At 66.1% G+C, this 26,756-nt stretch carries 23 protein-coding genes; 9 read left to right on the top strand and 14 right to left on the bottom strand.

Going from position 1 to position 26,756, the window contains the following annotated elements; translation table 11 throughout:
* Nucleotides 1-25 precede the first annotated feature (25 nt).
* On the top strand, nucleotides 26-2,491 hold the full coding sequence (locus tag AC3A84_RS16985; protein WP_487971210.1) for an adenosylcobalamin-dependent ribonucleoside-diphosphate reductase: 2,466 nt from the start codon (nucleotides 26-28) through the stop codon (nucleotides 2,489-2,491).
* The gene (locus AC3A84_RS16980; RefSeq protein WP_487971209.1) at nucleotides 2,491-3,150 is read left to right on the top strand and encodes a nitroreductase family protein; all 660 of its coding nucleotides are present in this window, start codon (nucleotides 2,491-2,493) and stop codon (nucleotides 3,148-3,150) included. Before AC3A84_RS16985 ends, AC3A84_RS16980 begins: the two co-directional genes overlap by 1 nt.
* A 33-nt stretch (nucleotides 3,151-3,183) precedes the next feature.
* Here the strand turns inward: AC3A84_RS16980 and AC3A84_RS16975 are convergent, their stop codons facing one another.
* From AC3A84_RS16975 to AC3A84_RS16965, 3 genes are all read right to left on the bottom strand, one after another.
* Nucleotides 3,184-3,477, bottom strand: a complete 294-nt coding sequence (locus AC3A84_RS16975; RefSeq protein WP_487971208.1) for a BTH_I0359 family protein — start codon at nucleotides 3,475-3,477, stop codon at nucleotides 3,184-3,186.
* 287 nt (nucleotides 3,478-3,764) lie between these two features.
* A complete protein-coding gene (locus AC3A84_RS16970) occupies nucleotides 3,765-5,066 on the bottom strand; it encodes a DUF3108 domain-containing protein (protein ID WP_487971207.1) in 1,302 nt (433 codons plus the stop codon).
* Between the two features lie 24 nt (nucleotides 5,067-5,090).
* Complete coding sequence (locus tag AC3A84_RS16965) at nucleotides 5,091-5,909, bottom strand: IclR family transcriptional regulator (protein WP_487971206.1); 819 nt, start codon at nucleotides 5,907-5,909, stop codon at nucleotides 5,091-5,093.
* A 106-nt stretch (nucleotides 5,910-6,015) separates the two neighbouring features.
* Between AC3A84_RS16965 and AC3A84_RS16960 the strand changes: the two genes are divergently transcribed.
* The 4 genes from AC3A84_RS16960 (at nucleotide 6,016) to AC3A84_RS16945 (ending at nucleotide 10,009) form a co-directional block, all read left to right on the top strand.
* Nucleotides 6,016-7,026: a fumarylacetoacetate hydrolase family protein gene (locus tag AC3A84_RS16960; RefSeq protein ID WP_487971205.1), complete on the top strand. Its 1,011-nt coding sequence runs from the start codon at nucleotides 6,016-6,018 to the stop codon at nucleotides 7,024-7,026.
* Between the two features lie 5 nt (nucleotides 7,027-7,031).
* Nucleotides 7,032-8,078 (top strand): TraB/GumN family protein, encoded by a 1,047-nt coding sequence (locus AC3A84_RS16955; RefSeq protein WP_487971204.1) that lies wholly within the window; start codon nucleotides 7,032-7,034, stop codon nucleotides 8,076-8,078.
* A 108-nt stretch (nucleotides 8,079-8,186) separates the two neighbouring features.
* Nucleotides 8,187-9,170, top strand: coding sequence for a Bug family tripartite tricarboxylate transporter substrate binding protein (locus AC3A84_RS16950; RefSeq protein WP_487971203.1), 984 nt, complete (start codon nucleotides 8,187-8,189; stop codon nucleotides 9,168-9,170).
* Nucleotides 9,171-9,292: 122 nt separating this feature from the next.
* On the top strand, nucleotides 9,293-10,009 hold the full coding sequence (locus AC3A84_RS16945; RefSeq protein ID WP_487971202.1) for a type 1 glutamine amidotransferase domain-containing protein: 717 nt from the start codon (nucleotides 9,293-9,295) through the stop codon (nucleotides 10,007-10,009).
* Nucleotides 10,010-10,513: 504 nt separating this feature from the next.
* Here the strand turns inward: AC3A84_RS16945 and AC3A84_RS16940 are convergent.
* The 3 genes from AC3A84_RS16940 to AC3A84_RS16930 form a co-directional block, all read right to left on the bottom strand.
* Nucleotides 10,514-12,169 (bottom strand): DUF262 domain-containing protein, encoded by a 1,656-nt coding sequence (locus tag AC3A84_RS16940; RefSeq protein ID WP_487971201.1) that lies wholly within the window; start codon nucleotides 12,167-12,169, stop codon nucleotides 10,514-10,516.
* A complete protein-coding gene (locus AC3A84_RS16935) occupies nucleotides 12,166-12,930 on the bottom strand; it encodes a hypothetical protein (RefSeq protein ID WP_487971200.1) in 765 nt (254 codons plus the stop codon). Before AC3A84_RS16935 ends, AC3A84_RS16940 begins: the two co-directional genes overlap by 4 nt.
* A 225-nt stretch (nucleotides 12,931-13,155) precedes the next feature.
* Nucleotides 13,156-14,439, bottom strand: coding sequence for an AAA family ATPase (locus tag AC3A84_RS16930; RefSeq protein WP_487971199.1), 1,284 nt, complete (start codon nucleotides 14,437-14,439; stop codon nucleotides 13,156-13,158).
* 463 nt (nucleotides 14,440-14,902) lie between these two features.
* Here AC3A84_RS16930 and AC3A84_RS16925 point away from each other — a divergent pair, with 463 nt between their 5' ends.
* A complete protein-coding gene (locus tag AC3A84_RS16925) occupies nucleotides 14,903-15,052 on the top strand; it encodes a hypothetical protein (RefSeq protein ID WP_487971198.1) in 150 nt (49 codons plus the stop codon).
* A 54-nt stretch (nucleotides 15,053-15,106) separates the two neighbouring features.
* Here AC3A84_RS16925 and AC3A84_RS16920 read toward each other — a convergent pair whose 3' ends face one another.
* Nucleotides 15,107-16,279, bottom strand: coding sequence for a GGDEF domain-containing protein (locus AC3A84_RS16920; RefSeq protein ID WP_487971197.1), 1,173 nt, complete (start codon nucleotides 16,277-16,279; stop codon nucleotides 15,107-15,109).
* 307 nt (nucleotides 16,280-16,586) lie between these two features.
* Nucleotides 16,587-17,489 (bottom strand): LysR family transcriptional regulator, encoded by a 903-nt coding sequence (locus AC3A84_RS16915; protein ID WP_487971196.1) that lies wholly within the window; start codon nucleotides 17,487-17,489, stop codon nucleotides 16,587-16,589.
* A gap of 162 nt (nucleotides 17,490-17,651) precedes the next feature.
* Between AC3A84_RS16915 and AC3A84_RS16910 the strand changes: the two genes are divergently transcribed.
* Complete coding sequence (locus AC3A84_RS16910; RefSeq protein ID WP_487971195.1) at nucleotides 17,652-18,374, top strand: pirin family protein; 723 nt, start codon at nucleotides 17,652-17,654, stop codon at nucleotides 18,372-18,374.
* Nucleotides 18,375-18,512: 138 nt separating this feature from the next.
* Here AC3A84_RS16910 and AC3A84_RS16905 read toward each other — a convergent pair whose 3' ends face one another.
* The 5 genes from AC3A84_RS16905 to AC3A84_RS16885 all read right to left on the bottom strand — a co-directional run bounded on the left by AC3A84_RS16905 (nucleotide 18,513) and on the right by AC3A84_RS16885 (nucleotide 24,642).
* Nucleotides 18,513-19,793 (bottom strand): TRAP transporter large permease subunit, encoded by a 1,281-nt coding sequence (locus tag AC3A84_RS16905; protein ID WP_487971194.1) that lies wholly within the window; start codon nucleotides 19,791-19,793, stop codon nucleotides 18,513-18,515.
* A gap of 14 nt (nucleotides 19,794-19,807) precedes the next feature.
* Nucleotides 19,808-20,425 (bottom strand): TRAP transporter small permease, encoded by a 618-nt coding sequence (locus AC3A84_RS16900; protein ID WP_487971193.1) that lies wholly within the window; start codon nucleotides 20,423-20,425, stop codon nucleotides 19,808-19,810.
* Nucleotides 20,426-20,519: 94 nt separating this feature from the next.
* Complete coding sequence (locus AC3A84_RS16895; protein ID WP_487971192.1) at nucleotides 20,520-21,704, bottom strand: fumarylacetoacetate hydrolase family protein; 1,185 nt, start codon at nucleotides 21,702-21,704, stop codon at nucleotides 20,520-20,522.
* Nucleotides 21,705-21,720: 16 nt separating this feature from the next.
* The gene (locus AC3A84_RS16890) at nucleotides 21,721-23,502 is read right to left on the bottom strand and encodes an IlvD/Edd family dehydratase (RefSeq protein WP_487971191.1); all 1,782 of its coding nucleotides are present in this window, start codon (nucleotides 23,500-23,502) and stop codon (nucleotides 21,721-21,723) included.
* Nucleotides 23,503-23,613: 111 nt separating this feature from the next.
* A complete protein-coding gene (locus AC3A84_RS16885) occupies nucleotides 23,614-24,642 on the bottom strand; it encodes a TRAP transporter substrate-binding protein (protein WP_487971190.1) in 1,029 nt (342 codons plus the stop codon).
* Nucleotides 24,643-24,761: 119 nt separating this feature from the next.
* On the opposite strand from AC3A84_RS16885, the gene AC3A84_RS16880 reads away from it, so the two are divergent.
* The gene (locus tag AC3A84_RS16880; protein WP_487971189.1) at nucleotides 24,762-25,727 is read left to right on the top strand and encodes a LysR substrate-binding domain-containing protein; all 966 of its coding nucleotides are present in this window, start codon (nucleotides 24,762-24,764) and stop codon (nucleotides 25,725-25,727) included.
* Nucleotides 25,728-25,753: 26 nt separating this feature from the next.
* Here AC3A84_RS16880 and AC3A84_RS16875 read toward each other — a convergent pair whose 3' ends face one another.
* Complete coding sequence (locus tag AC3A84_RS16875; RefSeq protein ID WP_487971188.1) at nucleotides 25,754-26,704, bottom strand: LysR family transcriptional regulator; 951 nt, start codon at nucleotides 26,702-26,704, stop codon at nucleotides 25,754-25,756.
* Between the last annotated feature and the right edge of the window lie 52 nt (nucleotides 26,705-26,756).

Here is a 26,756-nt window from a genome sequence, read left to right as displayed (position 1 = left end):
GCCTTGCGCAATAGGGCCTCCCGACATGCAACGCGACCTCCATCCCGACCTTCACATCCCGGCGCAGCCCACCGACACGCCGCAGCCCATCAGCCTGGACGTGCTGCGCGAGAAATATCTGAAGAATGGCGAGCCCGACGCCGAAGCGCTTTTCGCCCGCGTGGCGCGGGCGCTGGCCAGCGTGGAGCCGGCGGAGCAGCGCGCCCGTCACGAGGCGCTGTTCCTCGCCAACCTGCGCGCCGGCGCCATCGGTGCGGGCCGCATCATGAGCGCCGCGGGCACCGATATCCAGGCCACGCTCATCAACTGCTTCGTGCAGCCCGTGGGAGACTGCATCCAGGGCGTGGACGACGGCGGCTACCCCGGCATCTACGAAGCCCTGCGCGAGGCCGCCGAAACCATGCGGCGCGGCGGCGGCGTGGGCTACGACTTCTCGCGCATCCGCCCGCGCGGCGCCATCGTCAAGGGCACGGCCTCGCAGGCCTCGGGCCCGTGCAGCTACATCAACGTGTTCGACCAGTCGTGTTCCACGGTCGAGAGCGCGGGCGCGCGGCGCGGCGCGCAGATGGGAGTGCTGCGCATCGACCACCCCGACGTGCTGGACTTCATCACCGCCAAGCGCACGCCGGGCCGCTGGAACAACTTCAACGTCTCGGTCGGCGTGCCCGGCGCGTTCATGGCCGCCGTGGAGGCGGGCGGCGACTGGGAACTCGTCCACCGCGCCGAACCCGGCGCGGCGCTGCAGGCCCAGGGCGCCCGGCGCCGCGCCGACGGCCTCTGGGTGTACCGCACCGTGTCCGCCCGCGAGCTGTGGGACACCATCATGCAGTCGGCCTACGACTTCGCCGAGCCGGGCATTTTGTTCCTGGACCACATCAACGAAGACAACAACCTGCGCTATTGCGAAGACATCGCGGCGACCAACCCTTGTGGCGAACAGCCCCTGCCTTCCTACGGCTGCTGCGACCTCGGCCCCATCATCCTCACGCGCTTCGTGCGCCAGCCCTTCGGCCTGCAGGGCGGCGAGCCGGCCTTCGACTTCGGCGCCTTCGAGGCCGCCGTCGCCACGCAGGTGCGGGCGCTGGACAACGTGCTCGACCTCACCTTCTGGCCGCTGCCGCAGCAGCGCGAGGAATCCAGCGCCAAGCGGCGCATCGGCGTGGGCTTCACCGGCATGGGCAACACCCTGGCCATGCTGCGGCTGCGCTACGACCGGCCCGAGGGCCGCGCCATGGCCGTGCGCATCGCCCGCCATCTGCGCGATGCGGCCTACCGCGCGTCGGTGGCGCTGGCGCAGGAAAAGGGTGCCTTCCCCCGCTTCGATGCCGACGGCTACCTGGAAGAAGGCACCTTCGCCAGCCGGCTGCCGGCCGACATCCAGGCGCTGATCCGCCAGCACGGCATCCGCAACAGCCACCTCCTGTCCATCGCGCCCACCGGCACGGTGAGCCTGGCTTTCGCCGACAACGCCTCCAACGGCATCGAGCCTCCGTTCTCGTGGACCTACACCCGCCGCAAGCGAGAGGCCGATGGCAGCACCAGCGAATACGCGGTGGAAGACCACGCCTGGCGGCTCTACCGCCTGCTGGGAGGCGACGTGGACCGGCTGCCGGACTACTTCGTCTCGGCGCTGGAGATGCCGGCGGCCGACCACATCGCCATGATGCAGGCCGTGCAGCCCTATGTGGACACGGCCATCTCCAAGACGGTGAACGTGGCGGCGGACTACCCGTACGAAGACTTCAAGAGCCTCTACCGCCAGGCCTGGCAGGCGGGCCTGAAGGGGCTGGCCACCTACCGGCCCAACACCATCCTGGGATCGGTGCTGGAGGTCACGGCGCCCACAGCGCCCGCTGCTGTGCCTGCGCCGCCGCCGCCTGCCGAAGCTATGGCGGCGCCCGTGGACCCGATGCGCGCCGTGATCGAAAGCCGGCCCAAGGGCGGTCTTTCCGCCGTCGCCGAAAAGCTCGAATACTGGACGCAGGAAGGCCACAAGACGCTCTACCTCGTCGTCTCCTTCCTGCCCGTTCCCGACGGGCGCGGCGGCACGGTGGACCGGGCCATCGAGTTCTTCATGCCCGTGGGGCAGAGCGGCGAATCGCAGCAGTGGATCACCTCCAGCATGCGCCTGCTGTCGCTGGCCGCGCGCGGCGGTTTCCTGGAGCGGGCGTTGTCCGACATGCGCAAGGTCGCCTGGGACCGCGGCCCCGTGCGCCTGGGCACCCACCGCAAGGACGACGGCACGCCCGTGCCGCTCTGGCACGAATCGGAAGTCGCCGCCATGGCCTATGCCATCCAGAACATCCTGGCGCGGCGCGCCGACCAGCCCATGCAGCAGCAGGTGCTGCCGCTGGACGAGCCGCCCCTGTCCACCGGCATGCCGCCCGCCATGGCCGGCAAGAAATGCAGCGAATGCGGGGCCCATGCCGTGATCCGCAAGGACGGCTGCGACTACTGCACGCAGTGCGGCCACCTGGGGAGCTGCGGCTGATGGATCGGAAGGTGATGGAAAAGGGCGAGGCGCCAGCGGCGGTGCTGACGGCCGAGACTGGCGACGGCGCAGCCCTGATGGCTCTGCTGCACAAGCGCCAGACCCTGCTGCCCAAGCGCCTGGGCCCGCCCGGGCCCGACGCCGCGCAGCTCGCGGCCATCGTCGCCGCGGCCGGGCAGTCGCCCGACCATGGCCGCCTGCAGCCCTGGCGCCTGGTGCTGGTGCCCTGGGACGCCCGCCCGGCGCTGGCCGATGCCTTCGCCCAGGCGCTGATCGAGCGGGACGCCCAAGCGCTGCCCGAGCAGATCGAACAGGCCCGCGACAAGGCCTACCGCTCGCCCGTACTCCTCCTGGCTGTGGTGGATCTGGCGCGTGGCGATGCGGCCATTCCCGCCGCCGAGCGCATCGTGGCGGCCGGCTGCGCGCTGCAGAACATGCTGCTGATGGCGACGTCGCTGGGTTTCGGCTCGGCGCTCACCAGCGGCAAGGCGCTGAATTCCGGCGCGGTGCGGCAGTTGTTCGCGCTCGCCGATGGCGAGGAGCCGCTGTGTTTCCTGAGTGTGGGCAGTGCCGCCGCCCCGAAGGCGGCGCGCCAGCGCCCCGGGCCCGAGGCCTATCTTTCGACGCTGGCCGTGCCGGGGTCGAAGCAGGGTGCCTGAGGCACCCCTGCGTGCCGGCGCATTGGTTTCGGTTCAGTGGATGACGACCGGGTTCTGCGCCAGGCCCACGTAGCCGTCGAGCGTGTCGTCCACCTCTTCCTGGGTGGGCGTGTCGCGCTGCCACGCGAGGATCTGCTCCTGGAACATCTCGGCCCAGGAGCCGTCCAGATAGACCTCCTTGCCCGAGCGCTTGTCCACGATCTCGAAACCGTGGCGGGCGAGCTGGGGCACGAGGGCAGAGGCAGCGGGGGTATCTGCCTGGGCGTCGGCGGCGTCCGGTTGCATGTGGACCACCACGAAGGATTCAGAGTCGTAGAGCATGTGCATGGCGTTCCCCCTGTCAGTGCATTGCATTCACGAGGGCCGTTCGCACCGAAGGCTTCGGACGGCGGCTCTCGCACCACTCAGATGGCAGCCCCGGTGCTGACTTCAAGACGCCTGCACCGGGAGTGCTGCTGGAACACAGTATTTCACGGATTGGCGCGGGTTTCGGGCTCGCGGGGGATTGGCCTTGCACGAATCGGCGCGGTGTCCCACGGCTGTGTGAGTGCAGACGCACAAAGGGGCTGTTCGATGCGCTGGCGCTGGCGGGTTCTCAGAACGTGTTCACCTTCTCAGGGCGTCTCGTGCCCGCTCAGCGCCAGGTCGGCGAAGTCGCCATTGGCCTGGGTGATGCGGATGCGTACCGGCAGGTAGCCCAGTCCGGTGCCCAGCCACAGGTCGGCCTGCTGGTCGCGGTCCTTGTCGGCGCGGGGCAGGCGCTGCAGCTTCAGCGCGGGCGTGGGGCCGGCGGGCAGGTCCAGGGTTTCGGTGCCTTCGACCGTGAAGCTCCAGCGGTCGGCCGAGCGCGCGCCCACCGTGGTCAGCGTGATGCGCGTGCCGGGCGGATAGCGCTCCGGCGCGGCCGCCAGCAGCGCGCCCAGCTGGATGAACACGCTCAGCCGGTCCTGCGCGCCGGGGCCGATGGGGCTGTCAGGCGTGTTGGCGCTGAAGGTGGCCAGGTTGCGGTCGTAGTCGAAATGCGCGGCCTGCTCGGCCCGGGCGCGGTCGCCGAAGCGTATCGGCCGCAGCCCTTGCGCGGTGATGCGGCCAGTGCTGGTTTGCGAGCGCGAGCCCAGCAGGAAGGCCTTGACCTCCTGCCTCGCCTCGTAGGTGGCGCCCAGGTTGCGCCAGAGCAGTTCGGCGCTGGCGTTGTAGTGGAAGCGCTTGGCTTCGCCGGTCACGTCGAAGCTCAGGCGGGCCGAAGGCGGTAGCCGCACCGGGGCTGCCGAAGCATCGACCGGCGGCGTGCCGCTGCCCGGGGACTGGATGGTGACGCCGGCCTGGGTGTCGGTGGTGGCAGGAGCCGTGGGCGCAGGGGCATTGGCAGCCGGGGCGCTGGATGCCGCCGTGGGCGGGGCGGAAGTGGGGGCGCTGGCGGTGTCTGCCGGAGCGGGTGCCTGGGCTACGGCGGCGGAGGCATCCTGCTGCGGTGCGGTGGCTGGTGCTGCTGCCGCAGCCGAATCCGCTGGCGCGGCGGCATCGTCCGGCGCGGGCGGAGGAGATACTGCATCGGCCGTGGCGGCCGGCTCAGGTGCCGGCATCGCGGCGGGCGCGGTGGGCGCGGTGGGGGCTTCAGCCGGCGCGGGCTCCGGTTCCGGCGCGGGTGCTTCGGCCGGCGGGGGTGCGGGGGCCGGCTTGGGGGCCGGGCGGTGGCGTGGCTTGGGCTTGGGGGGCGGCGGTGGCGCCGGGACTGGCGCTGGCGCGGCCACGGCGACAGGTTCAGGCGCGGGCGGCTCCACCATGCGCGTCTGGAATGCCAGCTGCTGCTGCGGCTTGTCGCTCGCCGCGGTGCCGCCCAGCGGCAGCTGCCTGATCACCAGCAGGTGCAGCGCCAGCACGGCGCAGGCGAGGACGAGCATCACGCGGCGCGGCATCGGCGGCGGTCCTGGCCGGGCCGCTCAGCGCGGCGCCGCCGCTGCGGGGGCCCGGGCGGCGGCGGCGTCGGCCTGGCCCAGGTCGCGCGAGAGGCGCTCTGCGGCCTCGCGCAGCGGCGCTTCCACGGCGCCGCCCCAGGCGGGATCGAAGGTGGCGACGGAGCCCAGCGTGGTGATGCCCAGCGCCAGATGGCCGTCGGCATCGAACACCGGCGCGCAGAAGGCCACGATGCCGGGCAGCAGCGTGTCCACCACCCGGGCGCAGCCGCGCTCGCGCACTTCGCGCAGCAGGGCGTCCACGCCGGCAGCGTCGGCGGGCAGGTCGGTGCGGCGCAGGCGGGCGGCGTGCTGCAGCTCTTCCTGCACCAGCGAGGCGGTGACCTCGCGCGGCAGGTAGGCCGCAAAGCAGCGGCCGGTGGCGGAGGCCAGCAGCGGCATCACGTCGCCCAGCCGCAGGTTGGCGGTGACGGCCTGGGGCGATTCCTCCCAGTGCACGATGGTCGGCCCGCGGTTGCCCCACACGGCCAGCGCCAGGGTGTGGCCCACGGTCTCCATCAGCGCGGGCATGCGTTCGCGGGCCAGCTTCATGGCGTCCAGCCGCGCCAGCGAGGCCAGGCCCAGCTTGAGCGCGGCGGGGCCCAGGTCGTAGCGGGCGGTGCGCGCGTCCTGCACCACCAGGCCCAGCCGCTGGAAGCTCACCAGATAGCGGTGCGCCTTGGCCGCGCTCATGCCGGCGGCGGCGGCCAGGTCTTTGAGCATGAGCGGCCCGCGCGAACGGGTCAGCCCGTCCAGCAGCGCGAACCCCACTTCCACCGACTGGATGCCGGCCCGTTCCTTATCCATCTGCACTAGAATTTGTGAGTTCTGTTTAGGTAAATCAATTCACCCATTCGTAATTCGCGTAGGGCGGGCTGCCCGAACGAAGACCGGAGACAAGGAGCACGCAGCGATGAAACTCGCCACCTACAAGGATGGTTCCCGCGACGGCCAGCTGGTGGTCGTCTCCCGCGATCTGGGTTCGGCCCATTATGCGACCGGCATCGCCAGCCGCCTGCAGCAGGTGCTGGACGACTGGAACTTCCTCGCGCCGCAGCTGCAGGACCTTTACGACCAGCTCAACGCCGGCCGCGCCCGCCACGCCTTTCCTTTCGACCCGGCCCAGTGCATGGCACCGCTGCCGCGCGCCTACCAGTGGGCCGACGGCTCGGCCTACCTCAACCATGTGGAGCTGGTGCGCAAGGCGCGCAACTCCGAGGTGCCCGAGAGCTTCTACACCGACCCGCTCATGTACCAGGGCGGCAGCGACGACTTCCTGGGCCCCTGCGACGACGTGGTCGTGCCCAGCGAGGCGATGGGCATCGACTTCGAGGCCGAGATCGCCGTCATCACCGGCGACGTGAAGATGGGCACGAGCCCCGAGCAGGCGCTGGACGGCATCCGCCTGGTGACCATCGCCAACGACGTCTCCCTGCGCAACCTCATCCCGGCCGAGCTTGCCAAGGGCTTCGGCTTCTTCCAGTCCAAGCCGGCCACGGCCTTCGCGCCGGTCGCCATCACGCCCGACGAGCTGGGCGCGGCCTGGCAGGGCGGGCGCCTGCATCTCACGCTCGAATCCACCTGGAACGGCCGCAAGGTCGGCATGTGCGACGCGGGGCCTGAGATGACCTTCCACTTCGGCCAGCTCATCGCCCACATTGCCAAGACGCGCAACGTGCGCGCCGGCTCCATCGTGGGCAGCGGCACCGTCAGCAACCAGGGCGTGGAGAAGAACGGCCGCATGGAATGGCCCAAGGGCTACAGCTGTATCGCCGAAAAGCGCTGCATCGAGACCCTCCAGAACGGCCAGCCCGCCACCGAATTCATGAAGTTCGGCGACACCATCCGCATCGAGATGAAGAACGCCGCCGGCCAGAGCCTGTTCGGCGCCATCGACCAGACCATCGCCAGCCTGACGGAGTGACCCCCATGACATCGCCGCTGCCCGCCGCCCTGCGCCGGATCTTCGCCGCCGGGCTGCTGGCCCTGGCATGGCCCGCGCTCGTGCCGGCCCAGGTGGCGGGGCCTTCCCCTGCCGAACCGCCCGCGGCCACTGCCCCGACCCCCGCGCCACGCAGCGCGGACTGCCCGCCGCTGCCCCGGCCGCTCGATCCGCGCACCGTGCCCCAGGCGCTGCGCCGCGCCCACGACCGGGGCCTGCTCTGGCGCGTGGAGCAGGGCGGCCACACCAGCTGGCTCTACGGCACCGTCCATGCGGCCCGGCGCGACTGGATGCTGCCCGGCCCCACCGTGCTCGCCGCCGTCAAGGCCAGCGACCGCGTGGCGCTGGAGCTGGACCTGCTGGACCCGGCCGTGATGCAGGCGCTGCTGGCCGCCATGCGCAACCCCGCCGATGCGCCGCCGCTGCCGCCCGAGCTGGCCCGGCGCCTGGCCGCGCAGCGTGAGGCCGCCTGTGTCGATCCCTCGATGGCGCAGCTGAGGCCAGAACTGCAGGTGAGCACGCTGCTGACCCTGTCTGCGCGGCGCGAGGGGTTCGATCCGGCCTACGGCATCGACCTGGTACTGGACGGCCTGGCCCGCGGCCTGCGCAAGCCCGTGCTGTCGCTGGAGTCGCCCGAGCAGCAAATGCGCCTGCTGGCCTCCGACGATCCACAGGAAACGGCGGCCGACGTCGCAGCCGGGCTGGCCCAGCTGGAAAGCCACGCAGCGGGCGATGCCCTCGCCACCCTGGCCACGGCCTGGTCCGACGGCCGCGCCGCCCTGCTGGAGACCTACCCTGGCTGGTGCGCCTGCATGAAGACGCCCGCCGAACGCAAGGCCTTCGACCAGTTGGTGGCTGGCCGCAATCCGGGCATGGCCCTTGCCATCGAGGCCCAGCACCGCGCTGGCCACAGCGTGTTCGCCGCCGTGGGTGCGCTGCACCTGGTCGGCCCGCAGGGGCTGCCGGCGCTGCTGGCCGACCAGGGCTTCAAGGTGGAGCGTGTGCCATTCCCGTCCGCCACACCGGCCGATTGATTTCTTGCCCAAAGTGCCTATAGCCCTTTAAAGAAAAGCGCCAGCAGCTATCAAAGAAATAGCGCGGCGCACCTGCCCCTCCCGCCTGCAACCCAGGAGACAAACACCATGCAGCGCAGACAGCTCCTCCAGAACGCCATCGCCCTCGCGGGCGCCGCCGCGACCACGCCCGCCGCCTTCGCCCAGCCCGGCTACCCCAGCCAGCAGCCCATCCGCTGGATCGTGCCGTACCCGGCCGGCGGCGGCACCGACGTGCTGGCCCGCACCATGGCCGAGGCGCTGCGCGTGCCGCTGGGCCAGCAGATCGTGGTGGACAACCGCCCAGGCGCCTCCACCAACATCGGCGCGCAGCTGGTCGCCACCGCCAAACCCGACGGCTACACGCTCATGTCGGCCGACAACGCCCTGCTGGCCTTTAACGAGCACCTCTTCAGCAAGCTGCCCTTCAGCCCGGAAAAGGACTTCAGCTACGTGGGCGGGCTCAGCCGCTTTCCGCTCGCATTGGTGGTCAACCCGGCCTTCGAGGCGCGCAACTTCGCGCAATTTTTGGCCTACGCCCGCGCCAACCCGGGCAAGCTCAACTACGCCTCGCCCGGCAACGGCTCGCCCCACCACCTGGCGATGGAGATGTTCAAGAACCGCACCAAGACCTTCCTCACCCACATCCCCTACCGCGGCGCGGCCCCGGCGCTGCAGGACGTGATGGGCGGGCAGGTGCCCTGCATGTTCCTGGACTTGGCGGCCGGCCTGCCGGTGATCCAGTCGGGCAAGGTGCGGGTGTTCGCCATCGGCTCCAGCCGCCGCGCCGCCAGCCTGCCCGATGTGCCCACGCTGGCCGAGGTGGGCGTGGCCGATGCCGAGGTCTATGCCTTCCAGGGCGTGCTCGGCCCGGCCGGTCTGCCGCCGGCTATCGTCGGCCAGCTCAATGCCGAGATCAACAAGGCCCTGGCCACGCCCGCCGTGGGCCAGCGCCTGCAAGGCTTCGGCATGGAGGCGCTGCCCGGCACGCCCGAGCAGTTCCGCGCCATGGCGCGTGCCGAGGCGAAACGCTGGGGCCCCATCATCCAGACCGCCGGGATCAAGCTGGACTGACGCAGGCCGCCGCCGGAGGGGAAGGGCGTTAGCGGCTGCGTCCTACCGGGTGCCGGGCATCAGGTGGCGACACTGCAGGGCTCGGGGGCTTTCGTCCCCGCCTTTGCATGGAGTGCCAACGCATGAACAACCCCAACACCTCCTCTTCGTCTTCTTCCGCACCCCGCATCCTCATGGTGCTCACCTCGCACGACCGCCTGGGCGACACCGGCAAGAAGACCGGCTTCTGGCTCGAAGAATTCGCCGCCCCGTACTACGTCTTCAAGGACGCGGGCGCCACCATCACCCTGGCATCCCCCCACGGCGGCCAGCCGCCGCTGGACCCCAAGAGCGACGACGAAAGCGCCCAGACCGACGCCACCCGCCGCTTCAAGGCCGATGCCGACGCGCAGAAGCAGCTGGCTTCCACCGTGCCGCTCGCCAGCGTCGATCCCGAAGAATTCGACGCCGTGTTCTACCCCGGCGGCCACGGCCCGCTGTGGGACCTGGCCGAAGACGCCCGCTCCATCACCCTGATCGAAAAGACCTTCGCCGCCCAGAAGCCCCTGGCCCTGGTCTGCCACGCCCCCGGTGTGCTGCGCCACACCAAGGCGCCCGGCGGCGAACCACTCGTCAAGGGTCGCAAGGTCACTGGCTTCACCAACAGCGAAGAAGAGGGCGTGCAGCTCACGAAGGTGGTGCCCTTCCTGGTCGAAGACATGCTCAAGGCGAATGGCGGCGAATACGCCAAGGGCGCCGATTGGGCGCCGTTCGTGCTGACCGATGGGAAGCTCGTGACGGGGCAGAACCCGGCTTCGTCGGAGCCGGCGGCTGAGGCGTTGCTGCAGTTGTTGAAGTGAGGCTGCCGCTGGGTTGTGTTTGAAATGAGCGCCAGCGCTTCAGGGGGAAGCGCTGGCGCTATGGTCGGATGGCTTTGCGCACCACCTCCGACCTTGTAGATCCCCGAACGAGGGCTTGACGGGGCACCAGCCGGGCCACTGCGGACTGGTCTTAGTCCTACTGTTTATGCGTGCGGAGGTCAGCTTTGCAGCGAGTGCGGTCCTGCGCTTTTCCAAATTCGACGCCCGCGAGCGGTCTTTCAACTCTCGAATTTATCTGGCACCGTAGGCGCTTAGTAGAACGAATTAGACATTCAAGCTAAAGTTACCTACCCACCCTTGCCGCATTCACCTACGAGGCGTGGACAGATTTGATGCACACCGGACGCACATCACTCGTATTTCTGCTTCGAAGTCGCGCCGCTCCGAAGTGTTATCGTCCGGAAACCTAAGAAATGCAGGATTGGGCGAAGGCAGCTCAGATTTTGACAAGCCGACGCGAAATCGTGACAGTTTTTTTGCCACTCAAATTCCAAACCTACCTTTCCGTTGTGAGTTCGCCCAAAATTGCCCGGCAGTAGACTCTGCGAAATCAGATTCTGTTTCAAAGAGATATTTCTCCCTGCCCTGAATAACCTCACGAGGCTCGGCTCCAAGGGCGTTCATCATTGACATCCCAAACGCAGAAGGCTGCGGCGCTTGACCGGAGTTTTGACAAAGCCTCAGGCTATTCAATTCCTGCGGGGAGCAAAGCACTCTGTTGCCGGAAGAACCAAGGAGCGCTCGGTCGAGCGGCACAAGCGAGTTTCCCGAATACAGCTGCTGCACAGCTCTTCGTCCAAATTCCTCAAGAAGTCGCGTTACTTCCGCTTGCGAGTCTATCTTCGCCCGCTCTCTAGCCAAATGCAGGATGAAGCTCTTGGTTCTCGCGGCTCTAAAATCGAATCTAACGAGGGGCTTAAGTTTAGTGAATTCATGCTTATTCCTCCAGATTGTCTTTGACTCCAGAATGCTTTGCCTCAAATCGTCTATTGCTAATCGAAGCTTATCATCGGAGATGCTGGAGAATGCCTCCGCATATGTCGTGAACCAAAACCAACTGATGAGAAGCTCGTGTTGATGTTTGGTTTGTGCGTCGAAATCATAAAGAACGTTCGCCAGCAGAACAATCTGCAATTGATATGGCACTAATTCTGGTGTGGGAATGTGTAGTTCGCAGCGAAGAAAATCCGCGGCCTTTGAGAGTGACCGAAATGCGCTCTCAAGTGCCGTTGGGTGCGCGACCAGTCGATTGCTGAGCTCATCAATGTCTGCTTTGTAAATATCAAGGCCTAAGCGCAGCTTGACCACCTTAAGAATTGGGTCGTCGTCTAACTCATCCCAGCCGTGCGGGCTCAAAAACTCGCTTCTTAACTCTCGAACTCTCTGAAGAAGGTCGAAGGTCGGCGACCAAGTGAGCGCGTGGAGCATGTGGTAATCGCTCATCTTTTGCCCTTGACTGTTCACCCGCTGAAAAGTCAAGGTGGCTAAGCCCAAGTCATCTGTCGCAATTGGAATGATTGGAATCTTGTATTGTCGAAATGCTGCCGCGAGCTTATCGCTTTCAGAAATCATGGCGTCTGCTTCGTGCAAAACACTGTGGCTGAGTGAGCGTTGGAATCTGAGTAGCGCTACGCTGTCTAGAAGTATGCTTAACGGCAATTGAAAAGGCAGCAGAGATTCCTCGCTTTTGAGGAAGCAAAATTCCCGCCGTTGGAGGTCAAATACAACCTTCTCTGGTGGCTCGCCGACGTATTCATCATCAAATTCTTCCTTATAGTCGCCGGCCGAATCTGATGGTGAATTCAGGGCGCCGAAGAGAGTTGAAAGACGTTGTACACCATCCAGTAGGTAGTCCCTGGTGCCGATGATATCTCGCCGTTGAAGTGAAAATGGGCCCAGCGTGTCGTAGCAAGAAATCTGACTGACTGCCGTGCGCCAGACCATAATCGCGCCAATTGGAATTCCCTGCCGAATGCTATTCAATAGGTCGAGTTGCTGTTGCGGCCGCCAAACGAAAGGTCTTTGAAATCTCGGGATGAGCAGCTCTCCCCGAGCAATTTCCACTAACAATTGAGAAAGGAATTGAATATGAGGTTCGCTGTAATACGAAGCGGAGGACGGATTTTGACCGAAATTCATAGAAAGTTCTCCATCTCCACAATCAAATTTTGAAGCTCATCCCAGCTGCCGTCCGATTTTAGTTCGCTTTCTTGCATTCGGTTATCTTCATACATGGATGCAACATCTCGCCCGAACCCCTCTGCAAGTGCTGACTGATGCTCGGCAGAAATTCCGAAATACAAATCCACACCCTTTGGAAGGTCCTTGCGAGCTTTGTCGCCTTTGATTCCATGTTTCATATTAAAATGATTTCGGAAGTCTGGCCTCATTTCGATATATGCGGCAAATGCTTCGGTGCGTGCCCTGTATTGCGGCGAGGATCGATTGCCGCTCTTGGCGTAAGCCCAATAGCGTAGCGTGGATTTGGTGAGATAATTTTCGATTGCGCGCCGCTTCAAGCACTCGTGTTTTAGCTTTAGTTGTAGGCATTTGGCTTTCAATGCTTCCGCTTGATCGCTAATTCGTCCCGGTAGCAATGAGTCACTATCAAACAGAACAAACGACTCTTCTGGTCGTAATGTCCCATTTCGATATTCTGCATCGAGTTGCTGTAACAGTTCCGATATGCCGCCTCCATTGATGAAGCGGATTTCGCCATTCCTTTCGAGTTTGGTCAAATATTCATTTTGACTATCGGTGCAGACTGAAAGCAAGAAGCTCCGGTCATTGCGAGAATTCTCGACATATATTGAAAGCGGGGCGTGAACTAGCTGTAGCGCATGAGAAAGTGCAATCGTGTTTTGACCTGTTGCCGTCGCGGAAACCTTGCGGATTCTCATGCCCCGGTTCGATGCGACGAACCGAATATTAGTGTCTAGAGTTGAGCTTACACCGGGCGCCAGATTTCCGCCTAGTGAATTGAGCCAACCTAGAAGTGATTTAGAGAAGGGGTTTGCCGGGACGACGTAGTGTCGACTGGATCTGGCGGCTCCGGAGATGAGTGCCAGGATATCGGTCGAGTGCTGGGGTTTAAATATTTCGTCTACGAGAATAAAAAGCATCGCCTACCTTTCGCTAGACCCCTGTCTCAGTAGAAATAGTTTTTTCGCCTGATTTGATGCTGTCTCAAAGGCTTCGCGAGGCCACTGGTTGGACGGCGTCCCAGTGTCGTCGAGCGCAACTGCCTCTACAGCGCTTCCTTCGTGGGTTGCCCGGACCCAGTTGATGGCGACCTGTTCGGCGCCAAGGTCCTTCTTCGCGACGGCCAGTTCGACTGCCAGAAGCACATTTTCGGAGTGGGTCTCGGCCAAGATGATTGGGTTGCAGGCTGCTTTTGATACTTGTACCAGGAACTTGCCAATATCATCATGCAAGGAGTCGTGGAGATGCAATTCTGGATTTTCGAATACTAAAATTGGCTCTTCCCCTAAATTGCCTTCGAATGCCAACATTCCAAGGACGATGATGGGAAGGACTTGTGCAATCCCTGCGCCCGAATCCGCAATTGGCACTCGAATTGGACTGGTGGGAGTAGGTGATAAGGCAATGCTAAATAGTTCGTCGCCATCGAACGCGCCATCAATGCAAACAAGGCATTGGCCCAAGGCCTGTTCAAACCATCCGCTGACCCTGCCAAAAAGTGGCGTTTTTGATTTCCAGCTAGTAGCGAGGATTTGTGTGGCCTGTTTTCCAGTCGAGTTTAAGATTACGCCTTGGTAGGCGCGACGCTCGATTCGGTCTGGAATGTGGCGCAATGGGCCGAGCCAATGCACCCTTTTTGCAAAGGCGTCAAGGGCCGAGGCTAGAGCATCAAGAGCGAACTTATATGCGCCAGCTTCAACTTGATGGCGAGGAACAAGTCCATCAAATTCGATAAATGCATCTTGCTCTCCGCCCGAGGATTTAACGAGATACCGGTTTCGGTGTGGGTGTGATGTGGAGATATTATCGGCGGACCAAATAAGCTCCGCCACTTTCACATCGCCCAATTCGATAATTAAATTGGATACCAAGGATAATTCTCTGTCGGCAAGTAGCGATATCTCATAAGTTGCCTTGTATTGAATTTCAGGAGAATGCTGAAACCAAATTTCAAGACGAAGCGTGGGGGACTTGCCTCTGCCGTAGAGAAAGTCACGACCGTTTGTCTCCCATTCGGACGTGGTTACAGGGATAAATGAAAATCTCTCATTGGCGCTGCAAGAGTTTGCAATCGACGGAAGTAGTCGCGCGAGCGAGCTCTTTCCCGCGTTATTCTGGCCAAAGATGAGGGTTAGCGGAGCCAGTGAAAGCGCCGCTGGCTCATTGAAAGCGCGATAGTTTTCAACTGAAATTCTTGATATTTTCATGCCGGCATCCTTGTCTTGTTGCCTTAAATGTAGTGGACGACTGACCGACTGGCGCCCGGTCTAACAAAATGAGGCGTTCTTGGGCAATTTGCGTGCTTAGCTTTCCATGGGCCGACGTTCATCGCCGGACATGAAACTGGTCCTTCAAGTTGGCTCCGGTCGTGATCTGTTGAAGGCGAATGGCTTCGCCACACACGCCAACATTGCGCTCTGATTCGGCGGCCTCCCGCGCTGATGCAGTTCGCCCCCAGCCGATTCGACGTTCATTACCCTTCCCGATACGAAGCATATGCGCAGGCGCGCGGGGTTAACCAAGCTGAGTTCCTTGAGCGATTCTGACCGACCCCTCCCGCCGTACAAGTCGAGCGGACGTCAGGGTTAATGGCTCGCCTTCTTCCGGGATAGGGACGCTCGGCTCTCGGGAGCTGTTCATCGGCACTTACGCACCCAAAAACCGACATTGGTGAACTACCACAACCAGCCTGAAGCCGCCTCGCCAAGGTCGGTTCCTCGGCGTTCGCTGGTGACTGCAGGCGAACTGTTCGATGACGGCGTTGAATTCAAAAATACCCGCACGCTCGCGTGCACCATCGTGCCAGAACGCCGCCGCTAAAGGTGAAAGACGGCAGGGTGGCCTACCCAATCCTGTCTGTCGAGCCAGGGCGCATCATTGCGGCCGCCCTGCCAGAGTCGGCGGAACCAGCTCCATCCGATCCCGCCCCTTCCGCTTCGATGCATACAGCGCTTCGTCCGCCCGCTTGAGCCAATGCGACAGCTCGGCATCGGGCTGGTCGAACAAGGTCGCCCCGATGCTGAGGGACACGGGCTCCGGGGTTGCGAACATGGTGCTCGCCTGCTGTGCGAAGGCCTGGCGCAGCTCCTGGCCCAGTGCGTGCGCGGCTGAAGCTGATGCATTGCGCAGCAGGATCACGAATTCGTCCCCGCCCAGCCGCGCGGCCAGCGCGTCGCTGGGCAGCGTGCTGCGGATCAGGTTGCTGAGCGTGATGAGCAGGCGGTCGCCTGCATCGTGGCCGTGCAGGTCGTTGACCTGCTTGAAGTGGTCGATGTCCATCAGCAGCAAGGCACCCGGGCGGGCGGGCGAGGCCTGCTCCAGCAGCGCCGGGGCGCGCAGATAGAGCGCGCGGCGGTTGTTCAAAGCGGTGAGGGGGTCGAGGGCGGCGATCTGCGCCATGCGTTCCTCGCGGCGATAGCGCTCGGTGCCCGTCATGGACATGGCGAGCAGCATGGTCGCCATGACGCCTTCCACCAGCGACACCTGGATCACCACGCCCCGAAAGCTTGCCAGGTTGACGAATGCGTCGAGCGCCACCACCGAAGCGGCCTTGGCGAGGTAGAACAGGCCGTGGGCCCACAGGACGCAGCGCAGCTGCGCCGCGCCCACGCTTAAAGCGGCGCCGGCCTGCGGGCGCAGCAGCAGGCCGGCGCGCAGGGTGATGGCGGCGATGAGCAGCGACTGCACGCCCAGCATCGTCTTGGACCACCAGGGTCCGTCGGGCAGCATCAGCATGGCCAGCCAGACGGCGGCCAACCACCACCACCATGCGCGCGGCAACCGGGCGCGCCTGAACGCTCCAACGCCGGCCAGGAACAGCGCGTGGGCAACGATCAACAAGCCGTTGGAGAACCAGATGCCCACGAACACGAAGCCGCTGGAACGCAGCAGGGCCAGGACGCTGCCGACGGCGATGACGGCGAACCCAGCGCTCCACAGCAGCAGAGAGCGCTCGCGCACGCTGCTCCACTCAGAAACCAGGTACAGCGCAGAGGCAGCAGCCATCGCGGCGGTGATGACGAGCAGGGTGACGGGATCGAGAACCATGGGCGATGCGGGGATGTATCGGGACGGGCAGGCCGTGCCGTGCTTGATGCGACGGCTATTCCGCCTGGGGCGATAAGCGGGAACGGGGCAACTGCTGGGCCGCGGCGGAAGTGGGTTAGCGGTTGCCTGTTCCGTCCCGCATCTGGACCTTTCTCCAAGAGTGGGACGCCGTCATGGGGTTGATGAAAGAGTATCCGACAGAGGCCAAGCCCCGAGTCGTCAAGCACCTTTGCGCGCGGGTGAGGGCGCAGCGAAGACGACGCGTCGCAGTCCTGGCTCTTGCAGACATGCCCGCCAACGCCACCCATCAATACGGAAGTATCCCCGGCAGCAACGGCCGGTTCAACCGCTGGCTCCACCACTTCAGCGCCTCCCCCATATGCTCGGGCCGCCAGGCCAGCCAGAAGGTTTCGTCCGGGCGCGGCTCTTCCACGGGCAGTTCCACCAGCACGCCGGTTTCCAGCTCCACCCGCACGCAGGCGCGCGGCACGAAGCCGTGGCCCAGGCCGGCGGCCTGGGCGGCTATCTTGGCCTGCATGTTCGGCATCGTGATGCGGCGCTGGCCGGAGAGCAGGCCCACCGTGCGGTCGGCGAGCGAGCGGGCGCCGTCGCCCACCACCACGGCCGTGTGCTCCAGCAGGTCGGCGCGGGTCAGCGGGCGCTGCAGTCGGGCCAGCGGGTGGGTGGCCGTGGTGCAGAACGCAAAGGCCAGGCTGCCGACGGCGACGGCCTTGTAGCCGCCGCCGGCCGGGCCTTCGCCGGCGGCCACGATGAGGTCGGCACGGCCTTCGCGCAGGGCTTCCCAGGTGCCGGTCATGGCCTCGCTGGCGATGCGCAGGCGGGTGCCGCACTGCAGGTCTTCGAAGGCGCAGATGTCCTGGTTGAAGGCCTCGGTGGGGATCAGCGAATCGTGCATCAGCCGCACTTCGGATTCGAAGCCGGTCGCCACCTGCCGCATGCGCGATTCGAGCTGGCGCGCGGCGGCCAGCAGCCAGCGGCCTTCGCGGATCAGCTCCTGCCCGGCGGGCGTCAGCGCCACGCGCGGGCCGTTGCGCGTGAAGAGCGCGAAGCCCAGCTGTTCCTCCAGCTTGCCCACGGCGTAAGAGATGGTGGAGGGCACCTTGTGCAGCTGTTCCGATGCGCCCGCGAACGAGCCGCTGCGGGCGATGGCATCCACCAGTTCGATGGCTTCCAGCGTGAGTTTGAGCATGCGGCTCCCGGGGTGTGGTGAATCATCGAAATTATCGATGATGGCGCGCCACACCTTTCAACCTGCAGGGTGCAGCGCAGGCCGATACTTCTTCCATCGCAGCACTGAAAGCGCTTTCTTTCAGTGTGAATTCCATCGATGAAGAAAGAAGGAAAAGACACCATGCTCGATATCCGCCGCGCCCAGCAACGAGGCATCGCCAACCACGGCTGGCTGCAGTCGCGCCACACCTTCTCGTTCGGCCACTACCGCGATGCGAACCAGCAAGGCTTTTCGGACCTGCTGGTCATCAACGACGACCGCGTGGCGCCGTCCAACGGTTTCGGAACCCATGGCCACCGCGACATGGAGATCTTTTCCTACGTGCTCGAAGGCGCGCTGGAACACAAGGACTCGATGGGAACGGGCTCGGTCATCCGCCCCGGTGACGTGCAGATGATGAGCGCCGGCAGCGGCGTGCAGCACAGCGAGTTCAACCACTCGGGCACCGATCCCGTGCACTTCCTGCAGATCTGGATCGTGCCCAACCAGCGCGGCGCTCAGCCGCGCTACCAGCAGGTGCACTTCTCCGAGGCCGACAAGCGCGGGCGCCTGCGCCAGATCATCTCGCCCGAGGGCGATGACGGCGCCCTGGCCGTGCGCCAGGATGCGCGGGTCTATGCCGGCCTGTTCGACGGCGATGAGTCCGCCGAGCTGGCCGTGGGCCCGAACCGCAACGTCTATGTGCATGTGGCGCGCGGCAGCGTGGAGGTGAATGGCGAGCGCCTCTCGGACGGCGACGGCGCCCGCATCCGCAACGCCGGGCCGCTGCGCTTCACCGGGGGCGAGGGTGCCGAGGTGCTGGTTTTCGACCTGCGGCCGAACGAGCTGCCGACGATGCCTTGAGAGCGGCGAACAAAACCCTTCTGGCGTCGTTGCCGCATCTTGTCGTACTACTCGTACTGCCTGCGATGCAGCGCCTAGCCAGAACCGCTTCGCTGGGTTTTGTTCGCCGCTCCAAAGCTGCCCGGTGGCCTGCGCGCCTCAGCCGTAGAGCAGGCGCGCGGGCCAGATGACCAGCGCGGGGAAGGCGACCATGAGGAACATCATGGCGAACTCGGCGAGCATGAAGGGCCAGACGCCTCGGATCACGTCGTCCATGCGGATGCGCGCGACGCCGGCCACCACGTTGAGCACCGTGCCCACCGGCGGCGTGACCAGCCCGATCGAGTTGTTGATGATGAACAGCACGCCGAAGTAGATCGGGTCGATGCCCGCGGCCTTGACCACCGGCATCAGCACCGGCGTGAGGATCAGGATGGTGGGCGTCATGTCCATCGCCGTGCCGACCACGATCACCAGCAGCATGATCATCACCATCAGCAGCATGGGGCTGCCGATAAAGGGCTCCAGCAGCGTGACTACCTTGCCCGGCAGGTCGGCCACGGTGATGAGCCAGGCCGACACCAGCGCCGCGGCCACCAGGAACATCACCACGCCCGTGGTGCGCGCGGCGGTGACGAACACGCCGTAGATCTGCGAGGGCTTGAGTTCGCGGTAGATGACCACCGCGACGAAGAGCGAATACACCGCGGCCACCACGGCAGCCTCGGTCGGGGTGAAGACGCCGAAGCGCAGGCCGACGAGGATGATCAGCGGCAGCATCAGCGCCCAGCCGGCCTGGCGCAACGCGAGCCAGACCTCGCCCCGCGAGCGGCGCGGCGGCGGCACGATGTGTTCCTTGCGCACCAGCCACCACCAGGTCGTCCAGAGCGCGCCGGCGATCAGGATGCCGGGGAAGATGCCCGCCAGGAAGAGCTTGCTGATCGACAGGTTGGCCGCCACGCCGAAGATCACGAAGCCGATCGAAGGCGGGATGATCGGGCCGATCACGCCGGCCGCGGCGATCAGGCCGCCGGAGCGGGCCTTGTCGTGGCCGGCCGCGACCATCATCGGAATCAGCAGGGCCGAGAGCGCCGCCGCATCGGCCACCGCCGAGCCCGACAGCGCCGAGAGCACGCAGGCCGCGACGATGGCGACATAGCCCAGCCCGCCGCGCACGTGGCCGACCAGGGTCAACGCCAGATCGACGATGCGCTTGGAGAGGCCGCCGGTGTTCATGATCTCGCCGGCCAGCATGAAGAAGGGCACGGCGAGCAGCGGGAAGCTGTCGGCGCCGTTGATCAGGTTCTGCGCCAGGATCTGGGCGTCGAACATGTCCAAGTGCCACATCAGCGCCACGCCGCACAGCAGCAGCGAGAAGGCGATGGGGATGCCGATCGCCATGGCGCCCAGCAGCGAGAGGAGGAAGACGGCGATGGTCATGGTGCCAGCCTCCTTCAGCGCTTTCCGGCCGCAGGGCCGGGTGCGGCCTCGCCGGCCTCGTTGCGGCCCTGCGCCGCCAGCCGGTCCTCTTCGGCCAGGCGTGCCTGCAGGGCGTCGAATTCCGCCGTCTCTTCCGAATCCTTGACCATCACCAGCGCGTCGCCCTGCAGCTGGCCGCTCAGCACCCGCCACAGGTCATAGAGCAGGAATACAGCGGCCGACACGGCGAAGACGACGCCCACGAAATAGAAGGCGCCCATGGACCAGCCGGTCGTTGGCGCGGTCACATCGCGGTTGAGCCAGGCCTGGTCCCAGCTGCCCGAAAAGACCAGCCAGCAGACCCAGAGCATCAGTACCTGGCCGACAACCACGCAGGCCTTCTTGCCGGCGTCGGGCAGCCGGCTCACCAGCATGTCCACGCCCAGGTGGCCGTGGTCCTTCATGGCGACCACCGCGCCCAGGAAGGTCAGCCAGACGAAGAGCCAGCGCGAGACCTCTTCCGACACGGTGATGCCGGTGTTGAAGGCGTAGCGCAGCACGACGTTGCCGAACACCATCACCACCATCACCGCCAGCGCGCCGGCCATGAGGAAGTCCAGCATGCGGCAATAGCCATCCATCCAACGTTTCATGGTTCGTCTCCTTGTGGACGGGGTTCGATCCCGTTCCGTTCTTCGTGCGTGCGTGCGTGCGTGCGTGCAGCGGCGGCGGGCGGCAGTCGTCGGGTCAGAGGCTGCGGCCGTCCAGCAGCCCGCGCGCGGCCAGGTGGGCGATGAAGGCGCGCAGGCCGAAGCGCCAGGGCGGCGCGGTCTCGCTGTGCGTCACCCGGTTGCGCAGCACGCCCAGCCGGGCGCTGCGGATGGTCACCTCGTCGCCCAGCTTGTGGGTGAAGCCGCCGCCGGGCTGGTCGCGGTCTTCGATGGGCGCGAAGAGCGTGCCCAAAAACAGCATGAAGCCGTCCGGGTACTGGTGCGCGGCCAGGGTCTGGGCGACGATGTCCTCCGGGTCGCGGCTGATGCTGGCCATGGTGTTGATGCCGCGCAGCACGAAGCCGTCGGTGCCGCGCACCTCCAGATGCACCGTCTCGCGGCGCACCTCGTCCATGCCGAAGCTGCGGTCGAACAGGCGGATGAACGGGCCGATGGCGCAGGAGGCGTTGTTGTCCTTGGCCTTGCCCAGCAGCAGGGCGCTGCGGCCTTCGATGTCGCGCAGGTTGACGTCGTTGCCCAGCGTGGCGCCGACGATGTCTCCGCGGCCGTTCACGGCCAGCACCACCTCGGGCTCGGGGTTGTTCCAGGCCGAGTCGCTGCGGATGCCGATCTCCTCCCCGCTGCCGACGGACGCCAGCACCGGGGCCTTGGTGAAGACCTCGGCGTCGGGGCCGATGCCGACTTCCAGGTACTGAGACCACAGCCCCTGCTGCTGCAGCAGCGCCTTGAGGGCCATCGCCTGGTCGGAGCCGGGGCGGATGGCGGCGAGGTTCTCGCCGATCAGCGCCTGTACCTTGCCGCGCAGCTCCTGCGCGCGCGAGGCGTCGCCGCGCGCCTGTTCCTCGATCACCCGCTCGACCATGCTGGCTGCGAAGGTCACGCCGGCGGCCTTCACCACCTGCAGGTCGCAGGGCGCAAGCAGGAAGGGGCGGGCGGGGTCGCGGGTGCCGGGCCGGCTGTTGTTCAGCAGTTCCTCCACCGCGCACAGGCGCTCGCCGGTGGCGGCGCGTGCGGCCTCTGCGGGGCGCTCGGCGTCCAGCAGGGTGCTCATGGTGGGAAAGGCGCGGCTGATGTCGAAAACGCCCTCGGGGCGCAGCGCCACCACGGCGGGGCCGGCGGGCGCGGCGCTCATCCAGACCCGGGCCACCAGCGTGCCGGCCAGGCCGTCTTCGGGCAGCAGGCCCGTGCGATCGTCGTTCATGCGTTCGTTTCCTCGGTCAGTGGTTGTGGCGCGGCGTCTGTTCGGCGATGCGGCGGAACTGCAGTGCGAAGTCCAGCGTGGCGCCATCGGCCAGCTGGCCGGTCTTTTCGCGGTAGAGCGCTTCCCAGGGCGAGCGGCTGGCGGGCACGGGCGGGGGCGGCAGCTCGCGGCGGCGGCGGGCGATCTCTTCCTCGGGCACCAGTGCGTCGCAGCGGCCCCGGTTCAGGTCGATGCGGAGGCGGTCGCCGGTCTGCAGCCAGCTGAGGCCCCCGCCCGCCGCGCTCTCGGGCGAGGCGTTGAGGATCGAGGGGCTGTCGGCCGTGCCCGACTGCCGGCCGTCGCCCAGCGTCGGCAGCGCGCGGATGCCGCGCTGGATCAGTGCGTCGGGCGGCTGCATGTTGACCACTTCGGCCGAGCCGGGCCAACCCAGCGGGCCGGCGCCGCGCATCACCAGAATGCAGTCCTCGTCGATCGCGAGCGAGGGGTCGTTGATGCGCGCGTGGTAGTCCTCGGCGCCGTCGAAGACGACGGCCCGGGCCTCGAACACGCCCTCGTTGCCGGGCTCGCAAAGGTAGCGCGCGCGGAAGGCTTCGGAGATCACCGAGGTCTTCATGATCCCGAAGTCGAACAGGTTGCCCGAGAGCACGAGGAAGCCAGCCTTATCCATGAGCGGTTCGGCGAAGGGCCGGATCACCTCGCGGTCCTTGGCCTCGCGGCCCTGCAGGTTCTCGGCGATGCTGCGGCCGGTGACGCTGGCGCAGCCGCCGTGCAGGCGGCCCGCCTGCAGCAGCTCCCACATCACGGCCGGCACGCCGCCGGCGCGGAAGAAGCGCTCGCCCAGGTACTTGCCTGCGGGCTGCATGTTGACCAGCAGCGGCAGGTCGTAGGCGTGGTCGGTCCAGTCGCGCGGATGCAGCTCGACGCCGGCATGGCGCGCCATGGCCTGGATGTGCACCTGCGCGTTGCTGGAGCCGCCTGCGCAGCTGACCACGGCCAGCGCGTTGAGAAAGCTCTCGCGGGTCAGCACGCGCGAAGGGCGCAGGTCTTCGTGCGCCATCTCGACGATGCGGCGGCCGGTGGCATAGGCCATCTGGCCGCGCTCGCGGTAGGGCGCGGGGATAGCCGCGCAGCCGGGCAGCGAGAGACCCAGCGCCTCGGCCACCGCGTTCATGGTGGAGGCCGTGCCCATGGTGTTGCAGTGGCCGGCGGAGGGCGCGCTGTCGCAGGCGCGCTGCAGGAATTCCTCCTCGTCGATCTCGCCGGCCGCCAGCATGCGGCGGCTGCGCCAGATCACGGTACCCGAGCCCACCAGTTCGCCCTCATGCCAGCCGTCGAGCATCGGCCCGCCCGAGAGCACGATGGCCGGGATATCGACCGTGGAGGCGGCCATGATGCCGGCCGGCGTGGTCTTGTCGCAGCCGGTGGTCAGCACCACTGCGTCGATGGGGTAGCCGTAGAGGATCTCCACCAGTCCCAGGTAGGCGAGGTTGCGGTCGAGCGCGGCCGAGGGGCGGCGGCAGTTCTCGAAGATCGGATGGACCGGGAATTCCAGCGGAATGCCGCCCGCGTCGCGGATGCCATCGCGCACCCGGCGCGCCAGGTCGAGGTGGATGCGGTTGCAGGGCGAGAGGTCGCTGCCGGTCTGGGCGATGCCGATGATCGGGCGGCCCGAGCGTAGTTCCTCGGGCGTGAGCCCGTAGTTCATGAAGCGTTCGAGATAGAGCGCGGTCATGTCGGAGCGCGCCGGATCGGCGAACCAGTCGCGCGAGCGGAAGCGACGGCCTTCGGGTGTCGTCATGGCGTTCTGGAGGGCAGCGGGGTGAGGGGTGGGTGGCAGGATGCATGCCGGCCCGTGGCTGCGCGGCATGGCTCAGTGGCGGTACGAGGTGCGCCAGGGGCGCCCTCGGGATCACTTGCGGCGGGCCTTTTCCAGCTCGGCCAACATTTCGCGGGTGCTGTCCTCGCCGAATTCCTTGCTGTACTTGGCCACCACGGGCTGCAGCTTGTCGCGCAGCTTCGCCTGCTCCGCGGCGGGCAGCTCGGTCACCTGCATGCCGAGCTTCTTCAGCTCGCCGAGCGCCTTGTCGCTGAGCGCGCGGATGGCCTTGCGCTCGAAGGCCGTGGCCTCGTTCGCGGCTTCCTGGACGATCTTCTGCTCTTCGGGCGAGAGCGTGTCCCAGGTCTTCTTGGACATCAGGAACACCCAGGTGCTGTAGATGTGGCGCGACAGCACCAGGTGCTTTTGCACCTCGTAAAACTTGCTGGTCAGAATGGTCGCGTTCGGGTTCTCCTGGCCGTCCACCGCCTTCTGCTCCATGGCCGAATAAAGCTCGGTGAAGGGCATGGGCGTGGCGTTGGCGCCGAGCGCGTTGAAGCTGTCGATGAACAGCTGGTTCTGGATCACGCGGATCTTCAGGCCGGCCAGGTCTTCGGCCTTGTGGATCGGGCGGCGCGAGTTGGTGATCTGGCGGAAGCCGTTTTCCCAGTAGCCCAGGCCGATCAGGCCCTTCTCGGGCAGCCTGGCCAGCAGCTTCTTGCCGAAGTCGCTGTCGAGCACCGCGTCGGCCTCTTGCTCATTGTTGAAGGTCAGCGGCAGGTTCAGCACGCCGAAGTCCTTGACCACCGGTACCAGGGTGGAGCTGTCGGGCACCGTCATCTCCAGCGTGCCGCCGCGCAGCGCCGAGATCATGGTCACGTCGTTGCCGAGCGTGCCGTTGGCGAAGAGTTTGGCGCGCATCTTGCCGCCGCTCTTGGCGGACAACACCTCGGCGAAGTGCCGGGAGGCCTGGGCCTGCGGATGGTCGTCGGTGATGCCGGTGCCGATCTTGAAGTTGCGCTCGCGCACCTGCGCCAGCGCCGGTGCCGCCATCAGGGCCGCCAGCGCGGTGGCCAGCGCGAAGGTCTTGATGATGCTGCTGTTGCCTGCGTTCAATCCCATGTCGTGTCTCCTGTGTATGTCTCATGAGGCTTTGAAGGTGCAGACTACGGGCCACCGCATACGCCGTCCAATCAGTGTTTTTGGACGGGTCATTCCATTCAGTTATCGGGCGCCCCAAAATGACGGGAAAACCCTTATCCATCGCCACCGCCTGCAGCCGCCTGCGTGCCAGGCACCTGCAGTTCCTCGACATCCTGGGCCGTACCCGCAACCTGCGGCTCACCGCCGAGCAGATGCACGTGACCCAGCCGGCCGCCACCAAGATCCTGCTGGACCTGGAGGAGATCTTCGATGCGCGCCTCTTCGAACGCCTGCCGCGCGAGATGCGCCCGACCGAGCTGGGCCTCTTCGCCCTGGGCTATGCCGCGTCCGCGCTGGCGGGCCAGGCCCGGTTCGTGGATGAGTTCAACGCGCTCAAGCAGGGCGGCCATGGCCAGCTCGCCATCGGCGCCATCTCCGGGTCGGCGGCGCGCCTGTTGACCACCGCCATCGCCGAGATGCAGCGCCGCCGGCCGCTGCTGGTGCTCAAGGTGCGCGAGCGGAGCAGCGACCAGCTCATCGCCTGGCTGGGCGAACGCAAGATCGACCTGATGATCGGCCGTTTCACCGACGAGGCGCAGCAGGCGCACTTCCAGTACGAGCGCCTCTCGGGCGAGACGCTGCAGGTGGTGGGCGGCCCGCACCACCCGCTGCGCGGCATCCAGGGGCTGGAGGTCGGCCGCCTGGCGCATTGGCCGTGGCTGCTCTACCCGGAATCGACGGCGCTGCGCAAAGTGTCCGACGACATCTTCCGCGCCATCGGCATGACGCCGACTTCGGGCGTGATGGAGACGCAGTCCTTCCTTTTCGCGCTGGAATCGCTGCGCGCCACCGACATGCTCTCGCTGCAGCCCAGCGCGCTGGCGGACAAGTACGTCGCCCAGGGGCTGCTCGCGCAAATCCACGTGGACGTGCCCCGGGCGATGCCCGACTACGGCATGCTGGTGCGCCTGGGCGAAACACCCACGCCGGCCGCCCAGGCTTTCATGGCGGTGCTGCGCGATGTGGCGGGCGGCCGCGTGGTGCCCATGCCGCGCCAGGGGTGAGCGGCGGCCGGGCCGGGGGCTTCATTTCAGCCGCCTTCCCGCGCCGGCTGGCCGGCGGCCCGCCGCAGGCACTCCACCAGCATCGCCGCTGCGGGCGTGAGGCGCGCGCCGCGCCGGGTGACGATGCCGAAAGCCTCGTGGCGCGAGCCGATGGCGAGCGGCAGCCGCCGCGCGATGCCGTGCTCTTCGCAGAAGTCCATCGTCGCCGACGACATCAGCGCGACCAGGTGCGGGTCTTCCTTGAGCATCAGCATGGTGGCCAGCGAGGAAGAGGTTTCGATCGGGTAGGGCGGAAGTTCCAGCCCGGCCTCGCGGAATTCGCGCTCCAGCAGCTTGCGCAGCGGCATGTTGCCCGGATAGAAGACCCAGCGGTAGCGGGCCAGCTGCACGAGCGTCACGCGCCGCGATTTCGCCAGCCCGTGCTGCGGGCCCACGGCCACAGCGACCGATTCGTCCATCAGTTCTTCGTAGTCGAACTGCTCCACGTTGCTCGATACGGTGGTGCGGCCGATGGCCAGATCGAGCCGGCCTTCGTTGACCGCATTGAGCAGTTCGAGGCTGGTGCTTTCCCGGATCTCGATCGAGAGCGCGGGCTGCAGCCGTCGCAGCTCGGAGACGGCGCTTATCAGCACCGAATGCAGCGCGCCTGTGATGGCGCCCACCGCCACCCGGCCGCCGCTGCCGCGCAGCACCCCATTCATCTCTTCGCGCAGGTGCTCCAGGTCGGCATCCACCAGCCGGGCATGGCGGATCAGGCACTGGCCCAGTTCGTTGGGCCTCACGCCTTGCTGGGTTCGCACGAACAGCTCGGTGCCGAAGGTGGATTCCACCTCGCGCAGCGCCTTGGTGAGGCCGGGCTGGGTCATGCCCAGCCGCTCGGCCGCGCGGTGCAGACTGCCGCATTCCTCCAGCGCCACCAGCAGGTTGAGCTGGCGGAATCGCAGGCGTGACGTGATCGAAGACAGGCTCGGGATCATCGGTGATTTCTTGAAGCTATTACCCCATGCATAGCTCTCACTATGCAGCATG

Source organism: Paracidovorax sp., assembly GCF_057642795.1.
Note: the sequence above shows the minus strand (reverse complement) of the source record. Positions and strands in the feature narration are given on the sequence as shown.